The sequence below is a fragment of the Rhodococcus sp. IEGM 1241 genome (genome assembly GCF_033142365.1).
Lineage (GTDB): Bacteria > Actinomycetota > Actinomycetes > Mycobacteriales > Mycobacteriaceae > Rhodococcus_F > Rhodococcus_F erythropolis.
This window is the reverse complement of sequence record NZ_JAWLSE010000001.1, coordinates 103554-124401: the sequence shown is the minus strand read 5'-3', so window position 1 is coordinate 124401 and position 20848 is coordinate 103554. Positions and strand designations below refer to the sequence as shown.

Sequence of the window (20848 nt, the reverse complement as noted above, 5' to 3'; positions counted from 1 at the left end):
CTGAAATCTCCCCCTGCAGCTTCTCGACTGCATCCTCGGTTCAGGAGTTCGGCCGCTGGTGCGGAGAACTCTCGCCGAGTTCACGGTCGCGTATGTGACCTGCTCGTTGTGCCGTTGGACCGCAACGGGATTGGATACCGCTGATGGATGCACGACAATTGTTCGCCCTCGGCGCGCTCGGTACCGGGATGTTGTCGCTGGCCTTGCAGCTGACCGCGCTGTGTCTCGGCGCCGAGGATGTGGAGCGGTACGTCTTTGTTCGCGCCGCCAATGCCACCGCGGTCCTCAGCCTTGCTCTGCTGTCCGCCGCGTTCGTCTTCTGACCGACGGCTGGATGACTTTCCGGGCGCAACATGTTCACGAATGAAGGAGTTTCGGTGAATCCACCCATAAACCACTACCGCCGGCGATCGGTGAAATCGATCCTCCTCGGCGGTGTCGTTGCAGCACTGCTGCTCTCGGGATGCACGATCAGTTCAGCAGACCCCACTACCGAAGGCAGGCAGTCGTCGAAGATGCCCACCGACTCCGAGCAGATCACCACGGTGATCCGATCTCACCTCGATGCCCTCCGTACCGGCTCGACCGAGAGCGCTGCTGCCACCGTCTGCGCCGAGAAGCAGGTATCAACCACCACCACTGGAAAGGTCTTGCCGGCAACCACACTCGATGCAGTCGCGTACGTCACCCTCCAAGGATCGACAGCCACAGCGACCGTACGCGGACATCTGGATGACGCTCCGGAGACCTCGATCGGCAAGGTCGTGTCGTTGACCTCCACCAGTGGCCACTGGCTCATCTGCTAAGCCTGCACCGCTTCGGCAAGCACAGGATAGGAACGAGGGAATTGAGGTAGCGGTGATGGTAGGCCGTGCGACGGACGAGAACGTCTTTCAACTCCGGTTGAACGAGCTTTTCTCCGGCTCCGATCGGCGCCTGACGAACGTCGCTGTGGCTAACGGCCTTCTCGCACGGGGCTACCGAATCTCGACACCGTATCTCTCCCAGCTTCGACACGGCGTCCGCTCGAGCCCATCGGATGAGGTGGTGTCGGCGTTGGCCGACTACTTCGATGTCCCTCCCGGCTATTTCTTCACCATCCCCTGGTCCGGCGATCGCGCGCGCGTTCACGACGAGGACGCGGAGATAGTCGATCATCTCGCCGACCAGGAACTGAGACAGTTGCTCCGGGCCGCGAACGGACTCTCGGCAACCTCACTTGAACTGTTGTCGAATCTGGCTGCCGCACTACGTATCTCCGAAAGCAGCCGGAAGACGCCCACACGGACTCAAGGTCCTACACCCGGTCGACCGAAAACCGGCACCCCGACCGCGGCGAAACAATCCCACCGATGTGATCTGACTCCCAAGTAAACCCATAGGGTTGCCGATTATTTGCCAAATGGCGTTCACTGGCACGCCCCCTCCACCTATTTTGGTTTCGAGACACCGGATTCGGCTCCTGACTAGATCCGAACGAAGAAAGGCCCTTTCGATGACACGTGCACTCAAGTTCGTTGCCGCTCTGGCCATCCCAGCGGCTGCTGGAGCTGTGGCGGTTGCCGGCGCAGGATCTGCCTCGGCGGCGACTCCGGTATCGGGAAACGGTTACGTCGGAGTCATTCTCGACCACCACGAGACGGTCGTCGCGAGCCAGATCAAGGCGGGCAATCTGATCAACGCCGCATTCGGCGACGCCTGGACTGTCGGGTTTCCGCACGATTCCATCTGGCACACCGGAGCATGGACCCCGGGTCAGTCCTCATGATGCTTGTCGTCAGCACGAGCCTGGAATTCCGAGAACTGTTCGTCGAGGTTTTCGACCTTCTCGTCCGACATCTCCGTGACGTGGTCGGCGAAAGCTGTCCCGGCGACTGTGCCGCCGGTCCCGGGCACCGTGACCGTCTCTCTTGATCCAGGCTCGTATCTTTTGTCCATCTCGTCCGCGAGTTCTTTCGCCCCGTCAGCGGTGTCCGGACTCGCTCCGGATCCAGTCGTACCCTCTTGGCCGGCATCAACGTGCCCGGAACTTTCCACGTTCACTGGTATCCCACTCTCTGCATCGACACCGACCGGTCGTCGCTTCAGGCAACCTGCCGACACTCGAACGGGTTGCTCGGCAGCCTGTTTCGCCGACATATCAGTTGCGGGGTCACGACGCATTGGAGGTACCCCGTCCGCCGCACGGCGAATCCGGAATGTTGGTCCGCGGTATCCAACGACCTACACACGCGGTGGTACAGGGACTGCGAGATCCTCGCGGACGAATCAGGCCGCCCCACCATGAAATCGGCCCCGACACCCTTGCCCCAATTACTCGTCGATGCGGTTCGACATCCGCAGCGAAGTTGCGGTGGTTATTAGGAGGTAGGTCGGGGTAGCCCGCGTATCGGCGGTGGATCCGCGGTCCGCGGAGCACTCGTCGAGCACAAGCTGAACATCATGTAAAGCACGCACCGACGAAGGGACGACCCCGATATGAGCAACTCCGAAACCACGTCCACCTTGATCAACCAGCTGCGCATCATCCTCGGTCTGACACATGCCGAGATCCAGGTCGCCGAAACACGCGTCGCTCAGGCCAGAACCGAAGCGGTTCGACGCGAACTCACGGAAAACGCAGAGAACGGTCGAGAAAGGGCCAGTTCCATCGAGTCCACGATTCGCGATCTGGGTGGCGTTCCGGAATCGGTCGGTCCGTTCCTCGGACGAGCGACAGCAGGAGTGAAAGCGATGGTCGAACAGGCCCAGCCCTTCGACGAAGCTGTACTGGGAGACCTTGCGCTCGAACATCAACTCCTCGACCGCTCCCGATACCTCAAGGCCCTGGCCACTGCCGGCGGCGATCAGACCGTCGCGGCGTTGGCCGACCGCCTCATCACTGCACACTCCGCGACTGTGGACTGGCTGACCACCGTCCTTGCCGAGGAGGCACTCGGCGGGCCGGCAGCTTTGCGTCGCACTCCCTTCCAAGCGGCCACCGGAGCAGCCATTCGACTGGTCAACGTTCCGGTCTCCTGGTCCACCCGCAGTCTCGACCGTGCCATCGACGCTGTTCGCACCTCGCCGCCGGTATTGGGTGAGCTGATCAGCTGGGGCGCATATGCCGGTGACGTGACTGTGAAAACACTGTCGGCCAGTAGGGATGCGGCCATCGCCACGGCTGAGAAAGTCACTCGCCGAGAAGGTGCTGACGGTGCCGCGAATGTCTTCCGTTCGGTACGGAAGTCGAGTGGGTTACTCGACCCCGCTGAACTTCCCATCGAAGACTTCGACGAACTCAACGTCGCCCAGGCCGTCTCCGCGGTCAAGGAACTGACCGACGCCGCACAGGTACGAGACATCGTTGCGTACGAGGAAGCGCACAAGAACCGACACGGCGTCGTATCCGCTGCACAGGCAAGACTTGCGGCGATCGCCCAGGAAGTCGTCGGAATTAACTGACCTTCGTATCCGCCTGAGGAGGGCGAGAGAAAACAGCCTCTGCATTGCTTCGTGTCCCGCGAAGAACCGAGCAGGGCGAGACCGCCCCGAACACAACTACAAAGCACTCCCGAAATCGGCGATACGCGTTCATCACGACAGGCTCCGGGCAAAACGGGGCGGTGGCTGACCACGCATCAAAGTCAGCCACCCCCGCCGTTTCCGCAGTTTAGGGCTGTCAGCGCAAACTCACCGTGGAAGAACGCGCCTGTCTGCTCGAAATCTACGAGACGCGGCAGTTTTGGAATCGAAACACATTGCAAGAATACGGGTTTGAAGCAATCGCCGTTGTACGCGAACCTCGAACTTGCTGGGCGCAGCGGCAGTCTTAAGCCCGCACGAACTCGACCGGCAGCTGACAGCATCTCGACACCGGCAATTCCCGTCTCGCCCCAACCACATGGGGTTGGCAACCGCCGTTGTTCCTGCTCCGATGCCGCCTTGTTCGCGACCGAGACACTCCTTAAAAAAGTCTGGCACTCTCAGTTGCAGAGTGCTAATTCGTGTGGTTATCATGTTCTCGCACAGTGAGTTCGGTCGACCGCCACAGTGGCGGGGCCTTTCGTTTCACGACATGGGAGGTGTGTTGCTGTGCTTCGTTTCGATCCTTTCACCGACATCGATGCGATCACCAAGTCCGTCCTCGCCGGGGGAACCGGCAACGGACGCAGTCCACGGTTCATGCCGATGGACCTCTACAAGGTCGAGGACCAGTACGTCCTGCACGCCGATCTTCCCGGCGTCGATCCAGGCTCGGTGGACGTTCACATCGACGGCTCGACCCTGACGTTGACCGCGCATCGCACGGCCCTCTCCGAAGAGGGTGTGAGTTGGCTGGCGAGTGAGCGTTTCGCTGGAACATACAGACGGCAGCTGTCCATCAGCGACGACATCGACGCCGAACAGATCGTCGCCTCGTACGACAACGGTGTGTTGACGGTGACGTTGCCGATCGCGGAGAAGGCGAAACCGCGGCGGATCGAGGTTTCCTCCGGACCGCCCTCACGTACCGAAACCATCGAAGCGACAAAGCAGGTGCAGGTCGAAGCCTGATCCTGCTGGCCGGACGAGCGTTCCCACGGTGGGGTGGGTTCCGAAGACACACGATGCGTGCTCGGGGCTCACCCCACCGCCCTTTCGATCCCCACCGCCGTTCGATCCCCTCTGCACCCGTATGGCCGATCGGCCCATCCACCACACGAAAGAATCAGCGCGAGAACCCTTTAGCTGCCATGACTGCATCCACCATCCCCCCGCACGAACAATCCGACAACACCGACAACACCGAATCCCGCCCGCACACTCCACCCGATTGGTGGGATCACCACCGTCCGATCACCAGCGACGAATACAGCGACATGGCGCTGATGCTCGGTGCACTCTCGATACTGACGTTCTGGATGTTCGGCCTCGGCATCCTCCTCGGTGCCGCCGCCATCGGAACCGCACTGGCAGCGCGCCGACCCGACACCCCCGGACACGATCCGGGGGACAACACCGCCGGCGTGGTCGGGATCCTCACCGGCATTGCCGGAATCGCCTTCGGCGCAGTCTTCCTCACTGCAGCACTACCCCACCTGTAGACAAACCGAATTTTGCACTAGTGGAATCGAATTGGTGCTTGTAGCAGGATCTCACAAGATCTGAAATCCGTCCCACCTTCAGGCGATGGCGGCAGCCACTATCCCCGGGCCATGTCCACAAACTTGGACAGGTGAAGCTGGTGCGCCACAGTGATTGTCGCGGTCGGGCCGTTACGGTGCTTACCCAGAATCAGGTCGGCTTCACCGCCACGGGGATCGTCTCGCTCGGTCGCGTCGGGGCGGTACAGCAGAATCACCATGTCGGCGTCCTGCTCGAGCGATCCGGACTCACGAAGGTCGGCGACCTGCGGACGCTTGTCGGTTCGCTGCTCGGGACCACGGTTGAGCTGACAGATCGCGACAACCGGAACTTCGAGCTCCTTCGCCAAAAGCTTTAGGCTACGGGAGAATTCGGAGACTTCCTGCTGACGGGACTCGACCTTTTTACCCGAGCTCATCAGCTGGAGGTAGTCGATGACGATCAGGCGAATGTCGTGTTTCTGCTTGAGCCGCCGCGCTTTTGCGCGAATTTCCATCATGGTGAGGTTGGGGGAGTCGTCGATGAATAGCGGCGCCTCACTGATCTCACTCATGCGACGCGCGAGCTTGGTCCAGTCGTCGTCGGTCATCTTTCCGGAGCGCATGTCGCCGAGCTTGATCTTTGCCTCTGCGGACAGCAGACGCATGACGATCTCGGTTTTGCTCATCTCCAACGAGAACATGACGCTGGCCATGCCGTGCGTGATGGAGCAGGAACGCAAAAAATCCATTCCAAGGGTCGATTTGCCCACACCAGGTCTAGCCGCGACGATAATCATCTGACCAGCGTGAAGGCCGTTGGTGATCTCGTCGAGATCCTTGAACCCGGTGGGCACACCGAGGGAAATTCCGCCGCGGCTGGCGATGGAGTCGATCTCGTCCATCGTGGGCTGGAGGAGCTCGGTGAGGGGTACGAAGTCCTCGGTGGTTCGACGCTCGGTGACCTCGAAGATCTCGGCCTGCGCGCGGTCGACGACCTCGGCCACGTCCTGGCCCTCGGTGCCGGCGTAGCCGTACTGGACGATGCGAGTACCGGCGTCGACGAGACGACGCAGCACGGACTTCTCGGCCACGATCTCGGCATAGAAGGCAGCGTTGGCGGCAGTGGGCACTGTCTGGGTCAGCGTCACCAGGTAGGCGGCACCGCCGATACGGCGGAGCTCACCTCGACGGTCGAGCTCGGCGGAGACCGTCACCGGGTCGGCGGGCTCGCCACGGCTGTAGAGGTCCAGGATCACGTCGTAGACGGACTGGTGGGCGGGCCGGTAGAAGTCACCTGGACGCAGTACCTCGAGGACGTCAGCGATGGCGTCCTTGCTCAGCAGCATGCCGCCGAGCACCGACTGCTCGGCAGTCATGTCCTGAGGTGGCTGGCGTCCGAACTCCTGGTCGGGCTCGGCCTCGGGAGGGCCCGGGTAGTCCGGCCCCGAGAAGTCGGAAGGTCCTCGATCATCTACAACAGCCACAAGCGAGACCTTCCCGTAAAACACTCGACGACACTGCCAGAAACCGCAGCGCCCTCATCATTTGTACCTGCACCCACCGACATCCCCTAGCCGCTGACGGCCGGGCTGTAGATAGACGCCGAGATGACGTTAGGGACTAGTAGGTCCGCATACAAACCGGACTGTGGATAAACCTGTGGATGTTTTGTGGAAACTCCCGCCCCACGGTGTGCACCGCCTGTGGAGCATTTGGGGACTACTTTGCATAGTTAGTACAAAAGGCCAGGTAGATGGCTATCCACAATTTCACAGGCCTGTTGATGAAAATAGTTTTTCCACAGTCGGCGCGTCGGCGTGTCGGGCGTGTTGCCTCGCCCGATTCGTCACTGATCACCAAGTCGAACATCACAGTGTGAGAGTTATCCCCAGGTCCGATTCGGGACGCTGACAGGCGGCACACCGCACCCCGAAACAAAACGTCGGGCCCCGCACACCGAAGTGTGCGGGGCCCGACGAGACGAACAGTCGACTATGCGCCGACGACGTTCAGGTTGAACTTGGCAACCACATCGGGGTGCAGGTTCACGACCACGGCGTGCTTGCCCGTGTTCTTGATGTGAGCCTTCGGCAACACGATGGAGCGCTTGTCGACAACCGGTCCACCGGCAGCCTTGATCGCAGCAGCGACGTCAGCGACGGTAACCGAACCGAAGAGCTTGCCCGAGCCACCGGCGGTCTTGACCGTCAGCGTTACGGACTCGAGGCCCTCGATAGCTGCCTTGAGCTCCTTGGCGTGATCCAGGCCGCGCACAGCGCGCGCTTCCTGTGCACGACGGATGCCCTCGACCTGCTTCTCGGCGCCACGGGTGGCGACGATTGCCAGTCCGCGGGGGAGCAGGTAGTTACGGCCGTAGCCGTCCTTGACCTCCACGGTGTCGCCAGGCGCACCGAGGTTGTCCACGTCAGCGGTGAGGATGAGCTTCATGTTCTTTCCTCCCTTTCCTTAGCGAGCCACGGTGGCGTAAGGCAGCAGTGCTACCTCACGTGAGTTCTTGACGGCAATGGCAACGTCGCGCTGGTGCTGGACGCAATTGCCGGTGACACGGCGAGCACGGATCTTTCCGCGATCGCTGACGTACTTACGAAGCAACGTCGTGTCCTTGTAGTTGATCTGCGTGTTCTTCTCTTTACAGAAGGTGCAGACCTTCTTCTTCATAACCTTGTCGCGCAAGGGCGGCTTCGGCATGTCTTTGCTCTTTTCTGGATGTTCCTGATCAGGTACGGATCAGAAGGGCGGTTCGTCGCTGCCCGCACCACCGAAGGAGCCCGAAGCCTGAGGCGCACTGCCCCAAGGATCGTCTCCACCCGAAGGTGCAGCGCTCGGACGTCCGCCACCCGATCCGCCGGAGGAACCGCCGAAGTTGCCGCCTCCACCGCTGCCACCACGGTTGGCCTTGTTGACCTTTGCCGTGGCGTACTTCAGTGAAGGACCGATTTCATCGACTTCGAGCTCGACGACAGTTCGCTTTTCGCCCTCGCGAGTTTCGTACGAACGCTGCTTGAGCCGGCCGCTCACGATTACTCGTGAACCACGGGTCAAGCTCTCCGCGACGTTCTCGGCTGCTTCGCGCCAGATGTTGCAACGCATGAACAGCGCATCGCCGTCTTTCCATTCATTGGAATTACGGTCGAAGGTGCGGGGCGTGGAAGCAACCGTGAAGTTTGCAACCGCGGCACCCGCCGGGGTGAAACGAAGTTCAGGATCAGCCGTCAGGTTTCCGATGACGGTGATGATGGTGTCGCCAGCCATGTGGTTCCTCCTGCATTGATGTAAGACCGTTGGGCGCGAGAGTAGAGCTCGCTACCGACAGTAATTACTTGTTGTGGCGCAGAACCTTCGTGCGCAAAACCGACTCGTTCAGACCGAGCTGACGATCGAGCTCAGCGACGGTGGCGGGAGTGGCGTTGATGTCGATCACCGCGTAGATACCTTCAGCATGCTTCAGGATCTCGTAGGCGAGACGACGCTTACCCCAGACATCGACCTTGTCGATCGTGCCGCCGTGCTGGCGCACAACATTGAGGAACGTATCCAGTGAAGGAGCGACAGTGCGCTCGTCCAGGCTGGGGTCAAGGATGACCATCAATTCGTAATGACGCATAAGACCTCATCACCTCCTGTGGACTAAGTGAAAACGGCCACGGACTATCCGTGGCAGGAGGGTCGTTGCGTCAGCAACCCTCGTAGGTTACACGAGGGGCCTTGACCAGGGAAATCGTCCCGGCCCTCCGGGAAGACCACCAGGTCGATGCGCGACGCGTGGTGCAGACGCATCACCCCGCGAGCCACTGCGCCCCCTAGGGTGAGAATCATGCGAACAGACCGCAAGACCCCGGCGTCGATCCTGGCGTTGGTCGTCGGATTGTGCGGGCTGACGATGGCGCTGGGCTATTTCAACAAGGCCAGATGCGGCGGTGCACCGTTCGCGCCCGACGGACGAAGCCTGAACTTCGACGTCAACAAGAACATCGACGTCTGCTACTCCGACATTCAGTTGCTCTGGCTCGGACGAGGTATCGATCAGCATCTGTTCCCCTTCGTCACCGGAGGGATAACGCCCGAAGGATTCCTGACCGGCGGAACCGTCGAATACCCGGTGCTCAGCGGAATTCTGATGTGGCTGGGCGGTATCGGCTCACACACCGACACCGATTTCCTTCTGCACTCGGCCCTGATCCTGGCTCCTTTCGGACTGCTCACGGCGTGGATGCTCGGCAAGATGAGCGGCGCGTACGCGCTCGTGTGGTCGGCGACTCCGCCCCTGGTTCTGTACGCATTCCACAACTGGGAGCTCCCGGTGGTGGCCACCAGCGTCGGCGCGATCTTCCTGATGACGTTCGAGCGGATCCCGCTGCGAACTCGCGCGGTTCTGGCGGCCGTCATCCTGGCGATCGGTTTCTGTTTGAAGCTGTACCCGGGAATGTTCGTGCTGCCGCTCATGGCCTACGTGCTCCTACGCGGCACCGAAGGCAAGCGCTACGACGTTCGTGGGGCGCTGATGACGGCGGGCGCGGCGATCGTCACCGTCGTCCTCGTCAACCTGCCGTTCGCCCTCATCTCGTACGAAGGCTGGCGCGCGTCGTTCAGCTTCCAGGAGAAGCGAAGCGCGGACATCACCACCAACTCGGTGTGGTTCTGGGGTTTGCGCCCGTTCTACGGTTTCGGAGTTCGCGAACTCAACGCCGACTACGACGCACTGGTGAGCATCCTGTCTCCGGTGATGATCCTGTTGTCGTTCGCGCTCGCGATGTATCTGGGTTGGCGCCGCTACGTCCGCGACGGCTACTTTCCGTGGATTGCAGTCAGTGCCGCGATGCTGTGCGGATTCGTGTTGCTGCACAAGGTCAATTCACCGCAGTACACACTGTGGATCCTGCCTTTCCTCGTACTGTTCAAGATCCGGTGGTTCTGGATCGTCGCCTATCTGATCGCCGACGCAGCGTTGGGTATCGGCATCTTCCGGTACTTCTACCAACTGGACATGAATCTCGATCCGAGCAAGTACGAGGCCGTCGTCCAGGCGAGCGTGTGGGGCCACGTCATCCTGCTCGCCGTGTTCTTCTTCCTGTTCCTGCGAGTCCCGTTGCGGTATCCGCTTGCCGGTGGGACCGATCAGATTGCCAACTCCGACAACAACCTTCCGACTCACTCACGGGAGCACGCCTGATGGCTGCATCATGGTTCGAATCACCGACGCTGACCGGTGATCGTGTCCGACTCGAGCCCCTGGGCGTCGCGCACACCGACGCTCTGCTCGCTGCTGCCGACGACCCGGCGATCTTTCGTTGGACCGCATCGCCCATCACCGATCGGGAACAGGCACAGAAGTACATCGCTGCAGCAACCGACGACCCTAATCGGATCGCCTTCGCGCAGGTGAACATCGCGACGAACGCCGTGGTCGGCACCACGTCCATGTACCAGATCGACCCGGTAAACCGCAGTCTTGCAATCGGATACACGTGGTTGTCGCGATCGGTTCAGGGAACCGGGATCAATCCCGAATCGAAGCTGCTCCTGCTTCGTCACGCCTTCGACCAGCTCGAAGCCGTACGCGTCGAGTGGCACACGGACGAGTTCAACGAACAGTCCAGGGCCGCGATCGCAAAGCTCGGCGCTCAGTTCGAGGGCCTGCTGCGCAAGCACCGACGCCGCGCCGATGGCAGTTGGCGTACAACAGCGCTGTTCGCGATGACCGACGACGATTGGCCGACCATCGCACCTCAGCTCGAGACACGTACCCGAAACTAGCGATCACCTGCACTCTTCGGCCAAGTCCATGCCAAGATTCACCTCATGAGCGATCAGGGTGGGTACGGGTACCAGGGCAATCAGAATTGGCAACCGTCTCCGTACGGGCAGCCCGATCCGTACGGCAGGCGGCCGACGAACACACTCGCGGTGCTCGCCCTCGTCTTCGCGTTCCTCATCGCGCCGTTGGGGATCGTCTTCGGGCACATCGCTCGCGGCCAGATCAAACGGACCGGCGAAGAAGGCGACGGACTCGCCCTTGCCGGACTGATCATCGGCTACATCTTCACCGCGCTCGGCATCTTGGCCGTGATCGTGTGGATCGCGTTCTTCGGGCTGCTCGCCGCCGCTTTCGGCAACGCCGCCAATGAAGCGAGTTCGCGGAGTCTCACCTATACGACGCCGTACTCGTACTCCACGACCACAACTCGGGCGCCGAGTGCACCCACCACAGCGCCGAAAACGACGACGCCCCCACGCGTCACAACCTCGATCGGACCAGCGCCGACCGTCTCGGGCACCAACCGTCAGGGCTTCATCTCCGGCGGCCCCAGTTGCAACTCCACCAATCCTGCCGTCGCCATCGCCGTCACGACCGGATCACGAATCGTCATCTGCGAAACCGGAGTCGGGCGTTACTACTACAAGGGTCAACGGCTGAGCGACGGCGCCACCATCGAACTCGACGATCCGACGCCCACGGGCAACGGATTCACCGTCACCAACAAGGACGTGACGTACAAGCTCACCTCCGCCGGACTGGTGATCACCGGCAGCGGAGGCGAGCTGGGTCGGGAAGCGGCGCTCGAGTTCTGGATGAACTGACCCGCGTCAGCCGGCGCACGGATCCTGGTAGGGAACACCGGGCAGGTAACGCTCCCATTCGGCTTCCGTGATGGGAGATCCTGCGGTGCGGCACAATCGATCAACGACGCTGTCGGGGTCGATTCCCCACAAGCGAACGGTCTTGTCCGACCCGCTGCCCGCGATCATGTCACTCGCGCCGGCGAACTGAGCGTCGTTGACGCGACCCGGGTGGGCGGACAGCGTCGCAAATCGTGTTGACTGCGAGGGCGTCTCGATATCCCAGAGCCAGACGGTTCCGTCGCCGACACCGGCAGCGAGCCGATCACCGGCGCGGTTGAACGAGATCGAATAGATTGCGCCCTCGGGACCGAGAAGACGAGCGAGCTCCTCGGGTGCCGACGGTGTGCGTACGTCCCACACGGCGACACTGTGATCCGCACTTCCGGCGGCCAACAGCGTTCCGTTGGTGCTGAAAGACACTGCTAATGCGTAACTTTCGAATCCACCCACCGTCGCCGCCACCCGGGGCGACGCTGGGTTCGACACATCCCACAGATCCACTTCGTTCTTGGCGTTCGCGATCGCCAGGATGTCGGCGCCCGGTTGAAATGCCATCATCTGCGGGTAAGAGCCGACATCGGTCGACGACAGCAGCTTCGGTTCCGATGGATCGGAAACGTCGACCAACGCAATGCTGTTGTCGTCCTGCGAGGACACCGCCAGCAGATCTCCGGCGGGATTCAACGCGACGACCGCCACGATGCCCTTCACGTACACCGCGGGTTCGCTGTAGATCCGTGGCGACGCCGGATCACTCAGGTCCCAAAGATATGCACCGCCGCCGCCGGTGCCGCTCACAGCCAGGTTCCCGTCTGCCGACACCGCCGACGCACCGCTGAAAGAGTCGTCCCCTTGCGGTTTCAACTCCGGCATCACCGCGGGGCGATCGAGATCCTCGGTGTTCCACGCCAACATCGCGCCACCCCTGGCCCCGACGCCGGCCACCAGACGCGAGCCGTCCGCGGCAAAGGGACTGGTGAAAATCGTGTCCCGAGGTCCCGCCCAGACCGGACCCGGTAGAGCCCACACGCGAGTCACACCGTTGAGTCCTCCGGTGACCAGGTTGCGGCCGTCGTCGCTGTAGTCGACGGTGGTCACCGCCCCACTGTCCGGAAGTGTTTCGATCAACGCCCCGGTTCGTGGGTCCCACACGCGCACGGAGTTGTCGGAACTTCCTGCGGCAAGACGTGTTCCGTCTTTGCCGTAGTTGAGTTCGTTGACGTAGCTGGAAAATCCCGTCAGTGCCGGCAGGGGAGTGGGGCGCGCCGGATCGCTCATGTCCCACCGAACCACCTCCCTGCCAGTGGTTCCCGCCGCAAGCTCGCGTCCGTCCGGACTGAAGGCAACACCGAGGTAGTGGACGGTGGTGCCGTTCGGCTCGGTCGCGAAGATCGGCGCCGATTCCTCACCCCACTTCGCGACGTCCCACACACGAAGTGTCGATTGACGCCCGCCTGCCACGAGGAAACGTCCGTCAGGACTGAACGTCGCGGTGACGATGCCGTCAGCTGGGTGCGGAAGAGCAGGCAAAGCAACGGCATTCGCGGAAACGTCGATGTTCCATCGCAGGACGTCGGGCGTCGAGGTACCGGCGACCAGCTTGGTTCCGTCTGGACTGAACTCCATGTCCTGCACTACGCGTTCACCGTCGACGGGAAGAGTTCCACGGACCGGATTCTCGGGATCCGACACGTCCCACAGCGCAGCGCCGCCGGCGCCACCGGTCGCAAGCAGCCGTCCGTCCGGGCTGTAGGCGACGGCAAAGAGCGCCGTGCCCTCCGAGACTCCGAGGAACTCCGCCTGCGGAACAGCTGAGGCCACACCGTCCACCATCGGATAAAGTCTGACCTTCCCATCCGAACCACCCACCGCCACAACAGTTCCGGCTGGGTTTATCCGGGCCTTCATCGCGCCGGGCGGTCCGATGATGCGAGTAGCCGAATGAACGCCCGACGCATCCAGCAATGCCGAGCGGGCTTCGGTTGTTTCGTTGACCGCAAATGCCGCCAGAGCAAGCTGCGACGCCAGCGACGGATCCCGCTCGCGCATCCTGATCGACTCGGTGGCCACCTGACGCGACATCGCCTCGTCTCGCGCGGTATCTGCTTGGACACGTTGACGATTGGCTCCGATACCGGCGACGGTCGCAACCACCGCCAACACCAGAGCGATCACCGACGCAGCTGCCAACGCAGTCACGAGCCGTCGCAGAACGCGTGTACGTCGGCGATCGGCAAATTCCTGCTGATCACGATGCTCGATGCTCGCAGCGAGGTACTCCCGCTCGGTGGCGTTGAGGTCGGCGGCGCGGGTCCGACTCGGTTCCAGTGGGAGACCGAGTTCACCCGAGTTCAGCCATTCTTCCGTCAGGTGAAGACGTGCGGGTCCGAGCAGCGCGCCGGGGTCGCGTCCACTGTCTTCCCACACCTGCGCCGCGTAGGTGAACCGGCGATGCACCGCCAGGCCGGCGCGGTCCGAGTCGATCCAATCGCGAAGCCGACTCCACGCTGACAGTAAGACCTCGTGCGAAACCTCGACCGTCTCTTCGTCGACGGTGAGAAGGCGCCGTAAGGCGAACCGGTCGATGACGGTGTTCACGTCGTCGACGTCGTCACCGAGGAAGAGTTCGGTGCGCGGTGCACGCCGACGCGTCTGCGTCACTTCGTCGACGTTGACCAATCGGAGGAAGATCCTGCGCGCCAACTGCTGCTGCCGCTCTGTGAGCTCGCCGTACACTTCCTCCGCGCTTTGCTGGACGGCTCCGGCAATCCCGTCGGTGGCGTAGTAATCCGAGACGGTCAGAGTTTTACGCGTCGACCGTTGCCAGGTCCCCAACAGTGCGTGTGACAGCAAGGGCAAAGCTCCGGGGTCGCTCGCCGTACGCGAGCCGCGTGGTGTCAGCTCGGAGACCAGAACCTGAACCAATTCGCTCTGCACGGTCATCCCGGCCTTGATCGCCGGCTCGACGATCACCTCGCGCAATTGTTCGTCGGTCAGCGGCCCGACCACCATCGGCGAATCGTCGAGCAGCGGCACCAAAAGCGGTTCCTCCGCCGCGAGCCCGTAGAAGTCGGCGCGCATTCCGATGACGGCGATGGTGTTCTCACCGAGTTCCGCGAGAGTCCGCAGTATTTCCTCGCGCCGATCACCGTCGCACTGCGTCCACAGTTCCTCGAACTGGTCGAGGATCAAGACGGTTGGTTCGTCGGAAATCGACGACGGAATTCCTCCCGTACCCGGCTGCAGGATTTCCACCCGCCAGCCGTCGAACCGTGAATCGCCCTCGGCAACCTTGGGGGCGAGCCCGGCCCGCAGCAACGACGACTTACCCGATCCGGAAGCACCGATCACCATGAACTGACGGCGGCCGACACCTCGTATCGCCGACGCCACCCGTTGGGCCAAGTTGGCAGTGAGTTCGTCTCGACCGAAGAACCACTCGGCGTCCTCTTGTCGGAAAGATTCGAGACCTCGGTACGGAACGGTGGCGTCGCCGCGTCGTCTGGCCGTCAACTGCCTCACTCGTTGCACCGCACTGATCCAGCGCTGCCGCTCATCCTCGGAATCGACGCCGCAGGCCTCGAGGAGCGCGAAAAACATCGGGGTACTCGCCGGCGTCGGCAGGTGTTGGCCGGCAAACCATCCGCTGACGGTTCCGTGCAAACCACCCGAACGCTCGACGGCTTCGCGGACCGTCAGTCCGGCTGCGTTCCGCAGTGCAGTGAGCGTCTCAGCAAACTGCCCACGCGACTCGATCCGGGCGGGATCGACCTGATAGTGCGTACCGGCTTCCGCCTTCGAGTTCATAGCGACGCACTCTATCGGAGCAGGTAGGAGATTTGTCCGTTGTATGGACTCTGTATCGAGAGAGTTGCACCCGTTCCACTGAGACACCTCGATCGAAATACTCGTCTCAGTCGCACCTTGAGCCAGCAGCCCTTCTGCAAATAAGGCAGTCGACGCCCATCCCCTCCGTCGAAAGGCGCTACTCGCATGTCTTCAATCGGCATTTCTCCGAAGATCGAGGCAAACGTGTCCCGAGTCGGCAACCCCAAGCACGGCAAGCACAAGCCGAAGCTGAGCGTCCGCGAGATCGAAGTACTTCTTGCCTGGCTACGTTCGGATTCCAAGTCCGAGGTCGCCGAGACACTCGGCCTACGCGTCTGCACCGTCAACACACACATCACTCGGATCCGCACGAAGTACAGCGACGTCGGGCGGCCGGCTCCCACGAAGGCAGCATTGTTTGCCCGCGCGGTCCAGGACGGGTACACCACCCTCGACGAGTGGTGACCTCAGACCGCGACGGGTTCCGGTTCCTTCGCCTTGGACGGCTTCAACCAACCGGGTAGCCAGGCAGGTTGTTTGTCCGGTGCTTGATCGAGAACACCGCCCGCCGGATCGTCGATGAACCCGTACCGCACGAGATCCTCCGACGGCCGGTAGATCTGCCGGAGCACCAGCGCGCACAGAACGAGTACCGCGATGTCCCGGATCACGACCGTTCCGGTGAACCACTGCTCGGGCAGCCCCTTGTTGGACACCCCGAGGTAATACATCATTCGTGGAACCCAGACCAGGGCGTCGATGGTCATCCACGCGAGCAGGAGTCTGCGGTGCGGCAAGGCCAACACGGCCAGCGGCACCAGCCACAGAGAATACTGCGGGCTCCACACCTTGTTCGTAAGCAGGAAGCCCGCCACCAACAGGAAGCACAACTGTGCAACGCGCGGACGACGCTGCGCCGTCAGGGCGACGTATCCGACACCGATGCAGACGGCCACGAACAAAAGCAGAGAGACGGCGTTGAGATTCGACGGCGACTCACCCTGTGCGAGAGGACCGTCGAGGCCCTTCCACGACGTGAACGACGCGATCACGTTGTAGAGGGAATCGGGATCGGCCCCGCGCTCGGAGTTGAGCCGGAAGAACTCGTACCAACCATGGGGGTACAGCGCGGCGATGGGCAGGTTCACCGCAAGCCATGCCGCGACGGCACTGAGTGCGGTCACCAGCCAGTCCCTCGTCTTGCCCGCGCGCAGACACAGGACAAAAAGCGGTCCGAGTAGGAGCAGCGGGTAGAGCTTCGCGGCGCCGCCCAGGCCGAGCAGGATTCCCGCGAGCACCGGCCGCTTGCGTGCCCACGCCAACAACCCGCCAGCCGCGAACGCCGTCGCCAGAGGATCGAAGTTCGTGAACACGTGCACGATCACCAACGGGGAACACGCGATGAGCGCGCCGTCCCACACTCGTCGTCCGGCCAGCAGGGTGCTCGCCCACACGGTGACCAGCCACGCCAACGCCAACCCGAACGCCACGACGTTGAAATAGAGCGCCACCTGAATCGCGCCCGGCAGCCAGGTGATCGAATCCCACGCCTTGGCGACCTTCATCGCGCCGTACTGATAGAGCCCCGAGATGACCGGATACTCCATGTACCGCATCTGGATCGAACCGTCGCCGCGTACTTCTTCCCACGACGTCTTGTACGGGAATGCTCCCTGATCGAGGCGTTCGGCTCCGTACAGCGGAACGGTGTCGGAGTAACACATCGCCACGTACTGACGGCTGCCGCTCCAGTCGAGGCCGACCTGCCCGCTCTCGCCGACCGGCGCCTGCTGAATACAGCCGGCCTTCGCGAACCAGCCGAAAGCCAAGAACACCACGGCGAGCAGAAGGATCACTCGCATCGGGGTGAAGAAGCGAGTGCGTCCGATCAGTGCGTGACGACCTACCGGACCGCCGACGGTTCCCGACAGCGCAGACACCATCGCGTCGTTGCGACTGGGAACGTCCCGCCAATCCGCCGAACGAAGATCTTCGGCCAGCGGAGCGGGGGAGGTCGGTTCGGCATCATCAGCATTCGCGGCCACTCCGCGAGGTTACCGTCTTTCGAACCGACCACCCTCCAACTACTGGCCGGGGCTCACACCTGCCGGTTCTTCCTCGGTGGTCTCGCCTGCCCCTGGTACCTGCGGCGTGGTTGTCGTCGGTCGGGAGATGCCCGGAATCGGGATGGTGATGCCCGGCAGAACCTCGACCTGCGTCGTCGTCACCACAGGCGGCGGAGTGGTTTCCGTCGTCGTCGGTGCGGTGGTCGGCGGCGCCGACGTCTTGGGCGGTGCAGGTGCCGTGTACTCCGGAACACCACCGGCTTGGCCGTTGATCTTGCCCGGCGTCGGGAACTTCTCGTTGTCGGTGCCGTCGAGGGCGCCGTCCATCGTGTCCTTCCAGATGTCCGAAGGCAGACCCGAGCCGTAGATCATCGCGCCGCCCGAGTTGGTGATCGCTTCACCGTCGGGAGTTCCGACCCAGACCGCGGTCGAGAGTGACGGCGTGTAGCCGACCATCCATGCGTCCTTGTTGGCTCCGGTGTCACCGAGCTGCGCAGTACCTGTCTTCGACGCCGACAGACGTCCGCCGGCCAGGTTGTGACCGCGCGAGTACGCCGCGATCGGCTGCATCGCAGCCGTCACGTTGTCCGCCACGGCAGCGTCGATGCGGTCCTCGCCAGCGGGTGCGCCGCGGTCCAGCAGCACGGTGCCGTCGGCGGCAACGACCTTCTGGACGAAGTGCGGTGCGTGATACGTGCCGGATGCGGCGAGCGTCGCGTACGACGACGCCATGTCGAGCACGCGGGCCTGGTACTGGCCGAGCACGATGCCGTTGTTGGGACCGGAACCGTCAGCCTCGGTGAGCGACGGGCCGACGCCCGGGATGTCCTTCGGGATGCCCGCTTGGTGTGCGATGTCCGCGATTGCCTGCGGGCCGTTGCCGTCGAGGCTGAGCATCTGGCGGTAGAAGCTGGTGTTCAGCGAACGCTTGAGCGCCTCTGCGATGGTGCAGGTGCCGCAGCTTTCACCTTCGACGTTGCCGATGGAGATGCCGTTGACGGTCAGCGGCGAGCTGTCGTACATCTGCGAGAGCGGGATTCCCTGATCCAGGGCGGCTGCGAGACCGAACACCTTGAACGAGGAACCGGTCTGAAGTCCGGCATTCGCGAAGTCGTATCCCGCGCCGTCCTCACCGCCGTAGTACGCCTTGACGGCACCGGTCTTCGGGTCGACCGAGACAACTGCGGTGCGCAGGTTCTCCGGCTCACCCTCCATGTTGGAACGGGCTGCCTCGACCGCTGCGGCCTGAGCCTGCGGGTCGATGGTCGTGGTGATCTGCAAGCCCTCGGTGTTGAGCAACTGCTCGCTGATTCCAGCGTCGCCGATCTCCTTGAGCACCTGACGCTTGATCAGGCCCTCGGGTCCGGTCGAGCCCTGGCTGCTGTTGTCGACCTGGGCGAGCGGGATGTAGGCGGGGTACTGCATCGGCGTGCGCGCGGCCTGATCCAGCGTGCCGGCGGACACCATGCCGTCGAGCACGTAGTTCCAACGGGACTTGGCACCGGTCGGGTTGGTCTCGGGATCGAGGAGTGACGGAAGCTGAATCGACGATGCCAGGACGGCGCCTTCTTCGATGGACAGCTGGTCGACGGGCTTGCCGAAGTAAGCCTTGGACGCAGCTTCGATGCCGTACGCGCCGCGACCGAAGTAAATGGTGTTCAGGTATGCGGCGAGAATGTCGTCCTTGGACCACTCGTTGGCCATCTTCGAGGAGAGAACGAGTTCCTTCATCTTTCGCGTCAGCGAACGCTCCGAGCCGACGAGCGCGGTCTTCACGTACTGCTGCGTGATGGTCGAGCCACCACCGGCACTGTCACGACCGAGCACGTTGTCACGGGCTGCGCGCGCGAAACCGGAGATCGAGAAGCCCGGGTTCGAGTAGAAATCGCGGTCCTCTGCGGCCAGAACGGCGTTCCGAACGTGCATCGGCACCTGATCGAGTGAGACCTCGACGCGGTTACCTTCGTCCGGCGGGACGACAGTACTGATCACCGTGGTGCCGTCGGCGGCGAAGACCGTCGCCACCTGATTGGTCTTTTGGTCACCTGGCTTGGGGACGTCCTGCACGATGTACGCGGCCATGAAGGCAAGGACGGGCAGAACAAGACCGAGCGCCACCAAGACGTAGGCCGAGCGGCGAACTGTGCGCCACTTGGACTTCTTCTTCACGGTGCTCTTTCTTCCCTTCGGGGGTTGTCCGTCGTTGCCACCGCCACCGGAGCCACCTGTCGGCGGCTTCGTCGGCGGAGGTCCGACCGGCGGGCGGGTGCCCGCGTTGGTACGGGTGGTCGCTGCTGCTGCCGCGACGCGCTGGGTCGGTTCGTTTGCCTGAGCGCCTGCGGCACGATCTCGAGGCGGCGGGCCGGCAGGCCGGCCTTGCGGCGGACGACCCTGAGGAGGGGGACCGGCGGGGCGGCCCTGAGGAGGCGGGCCCGAAGGTCGGGCTTGCGGCGGACGACCCTGAGGCGGGGGTCCCATCGGACGGCCTTGCTGCGGACGACCCTGAGGGGGCGGACCCATCGGAGGGCGTCCCTGCGGAGGCGGACCCTGCGGTGGTGGACCCATCGGACGTCCCTGCGGCGGACGACCCTGAGGAGGTCCGGCGGGACGGTTGGGACCGACGGGACGGCCACCCGGGTTGTTGCCTCCCGGGTTGTTGTTGCTGGGGGAACTCACGAATCAAATCTCCAGTGGTCACGGACCGATCACGTGCAGACTTCGATCGGGCCCTTCTTCGGGTGTGGCGTTACTCGCTGGCGGTGCGCCGGCTTGGTGGGCGTGCTCGCCGCGGTCGCGGCGGCGCAGGTACTGCGCCGAGCACATAGGACTGCACCAAGTGGTTCCAACTGCAGGTACGGCACACCTCTACAACGTGCACCGTGAACTCCTCTGCTGTTTCCGCAAGCCGAGCGAGCTCGTCCGAGGTTCGGGCCGATCCCGAAACCTGACCGAGCTTGTCGCCGAACACCCAGGACACGAGCGTCAACTGTTCCTTGCGGCAAATGGGGCAGACGACGTCGCTGCCCCGGCCGTGGAACTTCGCGGCTCTGAGTAGGTACGGATCGGCGTCACACACTTGCTTGACGTCGGTCCTACCCGCAGACACTTCGGCCAGCACAGACCGACGCGCGAGCGCGTAGTCCACAACTTGCCGCTGTATCCGCACCTGACCAGCGTACGTGCGTCCGTGCCGCCACGGACGGTTCGGGAGGGTCACGATGAACA

At 62.9% G+C, this 20848-nt stretch carries 21 protein-coding genes; 11 read left to right on the top strand and 10 right to left on the bottom strand.

Features of this window, described 5'->3' with window-relative positions; translation table 11 throughout:
- Positions 1 to 143 precede the first annotated feature (143 nt).
- From R4P70_RS00570 to R4P70_RS00555, 4 genes are all read left to right on the top strand, one after another.
- Entirely contained in the window at positions 144 to 323 is a 180-nt protein-coding gene (locus tag R4P70_RS00570; RefSeq protein WP_021333226.1) for a hypothetical protein, read from the top strand.
- Between the two features lie 54 nt (positions 324 to 377).
- The gene (locus R4P70_RS00565; protein ID WP_134771733.1) at positions 378 to 806 is read left to right on the top strand and encodes a hypothetical protein; all 429 of its coding nucleotides are present in this window, start codon (positions 378 to 380) and stop codon (positions 804 to 806) included.
- A gap of 55 nt (positions 807 to 861) precedes the next feature.
- Positions 862 to 1374: a helix-turn-helix domain-containing protein gene (locus R4P70_RS00560; RefSeq protein WP_021333224.1), complete on the top strand. Its 513-nt coding sequence runs from the start codon at positions 862 to 864 to the stop codon at positions 1372 to 1374.
- Between the two features lie 121 nt (positions 1375 to 1495).
- Complete coding sequence (locus tag R4P70_RS00555) at positions 1496 to 1768, top strand: hypothetical protein (RefSeq protein ID WP_021333223.1); 273 nt, start codon at positions 1496 to 1498, stop codon at positions 1766 to 1768.
- Here R4P70_RS00555 and R4P70_RS00550 read toward each other — a convergent pair.
- Positions 1756 to 2043 carry a hypothetical protein gene (locus R4P70_RS00550; RefSeq protein WP_252858563.1) on the bottom strand — a complete coding sequence of 96 codons (288 nt, stop codon included), beginning with the start codon at positions 2041 to 2043 and terminating at the stop codon, positions 1756 to 1758. The two genes, R4P70_RS00555 and R4P70_RS00550, sit on opposite strands and share 13 nt — an antisense overlap.
- A gap of 435 nt (positions 2044 to 2478) precedes the next feature.
- On the opposite strand from R4P70_RS00550, the gene R4P70_RS00545 reads away from it, so the two are divergent.
- The 3 genes from R4P70_RS00545 (at position 2479) to R4P70_RS00535 (ending at position 5066) form a co-directional block, all read left to right on the top strand.
- Complete coding sequence (locus R4P70_RS00545) at positions 2479 to 3444, top strand: ferritin-like domain-containing protein (RefSeq protein WP_317830189.1); 966 nt, start codon at positions 2479 to 2481, stop codon at positions 3442 to 3444.
- 630 nt (positions 3445 to 4074) lie between these two features.
- Complete coding sequence (locus R4P70_RS00540) at positions 4075 to 4536, top strand: Hsp20/alpha crystallin family protein (protein WP_317830188.1); 462 nt, start codon at positions 4075 to 4077, stop codon at positions 4534 to 4536.
- 179 nt (positions 4537 to 4715) lie between these two features.
- Positions 4716 to 5066, top strand: a complete 351-nt coding sequence (locus tag R4P70_RS00535; RefSeq protein WP_317830187.1) for a hypothetical protein — start codon at positions 4716 to 4718, stop codon at positions 5064 to 5066.
- 98 nt (positions 5067 to 5164) lie between these two features.
- Here the strand turns inward: R4P70_RS00535 and dnaB are convergent, their stop codons facing one another.
- The 5 genes from dnaB to rpsF all read right to left on the bottom strand — a co-directional run bounded on the left by dnaB (position 5165) and on the right by rpsF (position 8712).
- Positions 5165 to 6571 carry a replicative DNA helicase gene (gene dnaB, locus R4P70_RS00530; protein WP_019746049.1) on the bottom strand — a complete coding sequence of 469 codons (1407 nt, stop codon included), beginning with the start codon at positions 6569 to 6571 and terminating at the stop codon, positions 5165 to 5167.
- Positions 6572 to 7079: 508 nt separating this feature from the next.
- Positions 7080 to 7535, bottom strand: a complete 456-nt coding sequence (gene rplI / locus R4P70_RS00525) for a 50S ribosomal protein L9 (protein ID WP_007735531.1) — start codon at positions 7533 to 7535, stop codon at positions 7080 to 7082.
- 18 nt (positions 7536 to 7553) lie between these two features.
- Positions 7554 to 7796: a 30S ribosomal protein S18 gene (gene rpsR / locus R4P70_RS00520; protein WP_003941245.1), complete on the bottom strand. Its 243-nt coding sequence runs from the start codon at positions 7794 to 7796 to the stop codon at positions 7554 to 7556.
- A 39-nt stretch (positions 7797 to 7835) separates the two neighbouring features.
- Entirely contained in the window at positions 7836 to 8360 is a 525-nt protein-coding gene (locus R4P70_RS00515; RefSeq protein WP_317830186.1) for a single-stranded DNA-binding protein, read from the bottom strand.
- A 64-nt stretch (positions 8361 to 8424) separates the two neighbouring features.
- The gene (gene rpsF / locus R4P70_RS00510) at positions 8425 to 8712 is read right to left on the bottom strand and encodes a 30S ribosomal protein S6 (RefSeq protein ID WP_003941237.1); all 288 of its coding nucleotides are present in this window, start codon (positions 8710 to 8712) and stop codon (positions 8425 to 8427) included.
- A 210-nt stretch (positions 8713 to 8922) separates the two neighbouring features.
- Here rpsF and R4P70_RS00505 point away from each other — a divergent pair, with 210 nt between their 5' ends.
- Genes R4P70_RS00505 through R4P70_RS00495 form a run of 3 tightly spaced genes read left to right on the top strand, consistent with a single transcriptional unit; the run spans position 8923 to position 11687 of the window.
- A complete protein-coding gene (locus R4P70_RS00505; RefSeq protein ID WP_007735530.1) occupies positions 8923 to 10278 on the top strand; it encodes a glycosyltransferase family 87 protein in 1356 nt (451 codons plus the stop codon).
- Positions 10278 to 10862, top strand: a complete 585-nt coding sequence (locus tag R4P70_RS00500; RefSeq protein ID WP_317830185.1) for a GNAT family protein — start codon at positions 10278 to 10280, stop codon at positions 10860 to 10862. The genes R4P70_RS00505 and R4P70_RS00500 overlap by 1 nt, the downstream gene beginning before the upstream one ends.
- A gap of 45 nt (positions 10863 to 10907) precedes the next feature.
- A complete protein-coding gene (locus R4P70_RS00495; RefSeq protein ID WP_050656539.1) occupies positions 10908 to 11687 on the top strand; it encodes a DUF4190 domain-containing protein in 780 nt (259 codons plus the stop codon).
- Positions 11688 to 11693: 6 nt separating this feature from the next.
- On the opposite strand, the gene R4P70_RS00490 is transcribed toward R4P70_RS00495, so the two are convergent.
- Positions 11694 to 15536: a helix-turn-helix domain-containing protein gene (locus tag R4P70_RS00490; protein WP_317830184.1), complete on the bottom strand. Its 3843-nt coding sequence runs from the start codon at positions 15534 to 15536 to the stop codon at positions 11694 to 11696.
- 186 nt (positions 15537 to 15722) lie between these two features.
- Here R4P70_RS00490 and R4P70_RS00485 point away from each other — a divergent pair, with 186 nt between their 5' ends.
- A complete protein-coding gene (locus R4P70_RS00485) occupies positions 15723 to 16022 on the top strand; it encodes a helix-turn-helix transcriptional regulator (protein ID WP_003941253.1) in 300 nt (99 codons plus the stop codon).
- Positions 16023 to 16024: 2 nt separating this feature from the next.
- On the opposite strand, the gene R4P70_RS00480 is transcribed toward R4P70_RS00485, so the two are convergent.
- From R4P70_RS00480 to R4P70_RS00470, 3 genes are all read right to left on the bottom strand, one after another.
- Positions 16025 to 17602: a glycosyltransferase family 87 protein gene (locus R4P70_RS00480; RefSeq protein ID WP_070795416.1), complete on the bottom strand. Its 1578-nt coding sequence runs from the start codon at positions 17600 to 17602 to the stop codon at positions 16025 to 16027.
- 39 nt (positions 17603 to 17641) lie between these two features.
- Positions 17642 to 19792 carry a transglycosylase domain-containing protein gene (locus tag R4P70_RS00475; RefSeq protein WP_042953410.1) on the bottom strand — a complete coding sequence of 717 codons (2151 nt, stop codon included), beginning with the start codon at positions 19790 to 19792 and terminating at the stop codon, positions 17642 to 17644.
- 577 nt (positions 19793 to 20369) lie between these two features.
- Positions 20370 to 20789: a DUF5318 family protein gene (locus R4P70_RS00470; protein WP_042448217.1), complete on the bottom strand. Its 420-nt coding sequence runs from the start codon at positions 20787 to 20789 to the stop codon at positions 20370 to 20372.
- Between the last annotated feature and the right edge of the window lie 59 nt (positions 20790 to 20848).

Excerpts from the sequence above, each read along its gene's own strand:
- R4P70_RS00570 (WP_021333226.1), top strand. The coding sequence starts at position 144 with ATGGATGCACGACAATTGTTCGCCCTCGGCGCGCTCGGTACCGGGATG.
- R4P70_RS00560 (WP_021333224.1), top strand. The coding sequence starts at position 862 with ATGGTAGGCCGTGCGACGGACGAGAACGTCTTTCAACTCCGGTTGAAC.
- R4P70_RS00555 (WP_021333223.1), top strand. The coding sequence starts at position 1,496 with ATGACACGTGCACTCAAGTTCGTTGCCGCTCTGGCCATCCCAGCGGCT.
- R4P70_RS00545 (WP_317830189.1), top strand. The coding sequence starts at position 2,479 with ATGAGCAACTCCGAAACCACGTCCACCTTGATCAACCAGCTGCGCATC.
- R4P70_RS00535 (WP_317830187.1), top strand. The coding sequence starts at position 4,716 with ATGACTGCATCCACCATCCCCCCGCACGAACAATCCGACAACACCGAC.
- rplI (WP_007735531.1), bottom strand. The coding sequence starts at position 7,535 with ATGAAGCTCATCCTCACCGCTGACGTGGACAACCTCGGTGCGCCTGGC.
- rpsR (WP_003941245.1), bottom strand. The coding sequence starts at position 7,796 with ATGCCGAAGCCGCCCTTGCGCGACAAGGTTATGAAGAAGAAGGTCTGC.
- R4P70_RS00515 (WP_317830186.1), bottom strand. The coding sequence starts at position 8,360 with ATGGCTGGCGACACCATCATCACCGTCATCGGAAACCTGACGGCTGAT.
- rpsF (WP_003941237.1), bottom strand. The coding sequence starts at position 8,712 with ATGCGTCATTACGAATTGATGGTCATCCTTGACCCCAGCCTGGACGAG.
- R4P70_RS00505 (WP_007735530.1), top strand. The coding sequence starts at position 8,923 with ATGCGAACAGACCGCAAGACCCCGGCGTCGATCCTGGCGTTGGTCGTC.
- R4P70_RS00500 (WP_317830185.1), top strand. The coding sequence starts at position 10,278 with ATGGCTGCATCATGGTTCGAATCACCGACGCTGACCGGTGATCGTGTC.
- R4P70_RS00495 (WP_050656539.1), top strand. The coding sequence starts at position 10,908 with ATGAGCGATCAGGGTGGGTACGGGTACCAGGGCAATCAGAATTGGCAA.
- R4P70_RS00490 (WP_317830184.1), bottom strand. The coding sequence starts at position 15,536 with ATGAACTCGAAGGCGGAAGCCGGTACGCACTATCAGGTCGATCCCGCC.
- R4P70_RS00485 (WP_003941253.1), top strand. The coding sequence starts at position 15,723 with ATGTCTTCAATCGGCATTTCTCCGAAGATCGAGGCAAACGTGTCCCGA.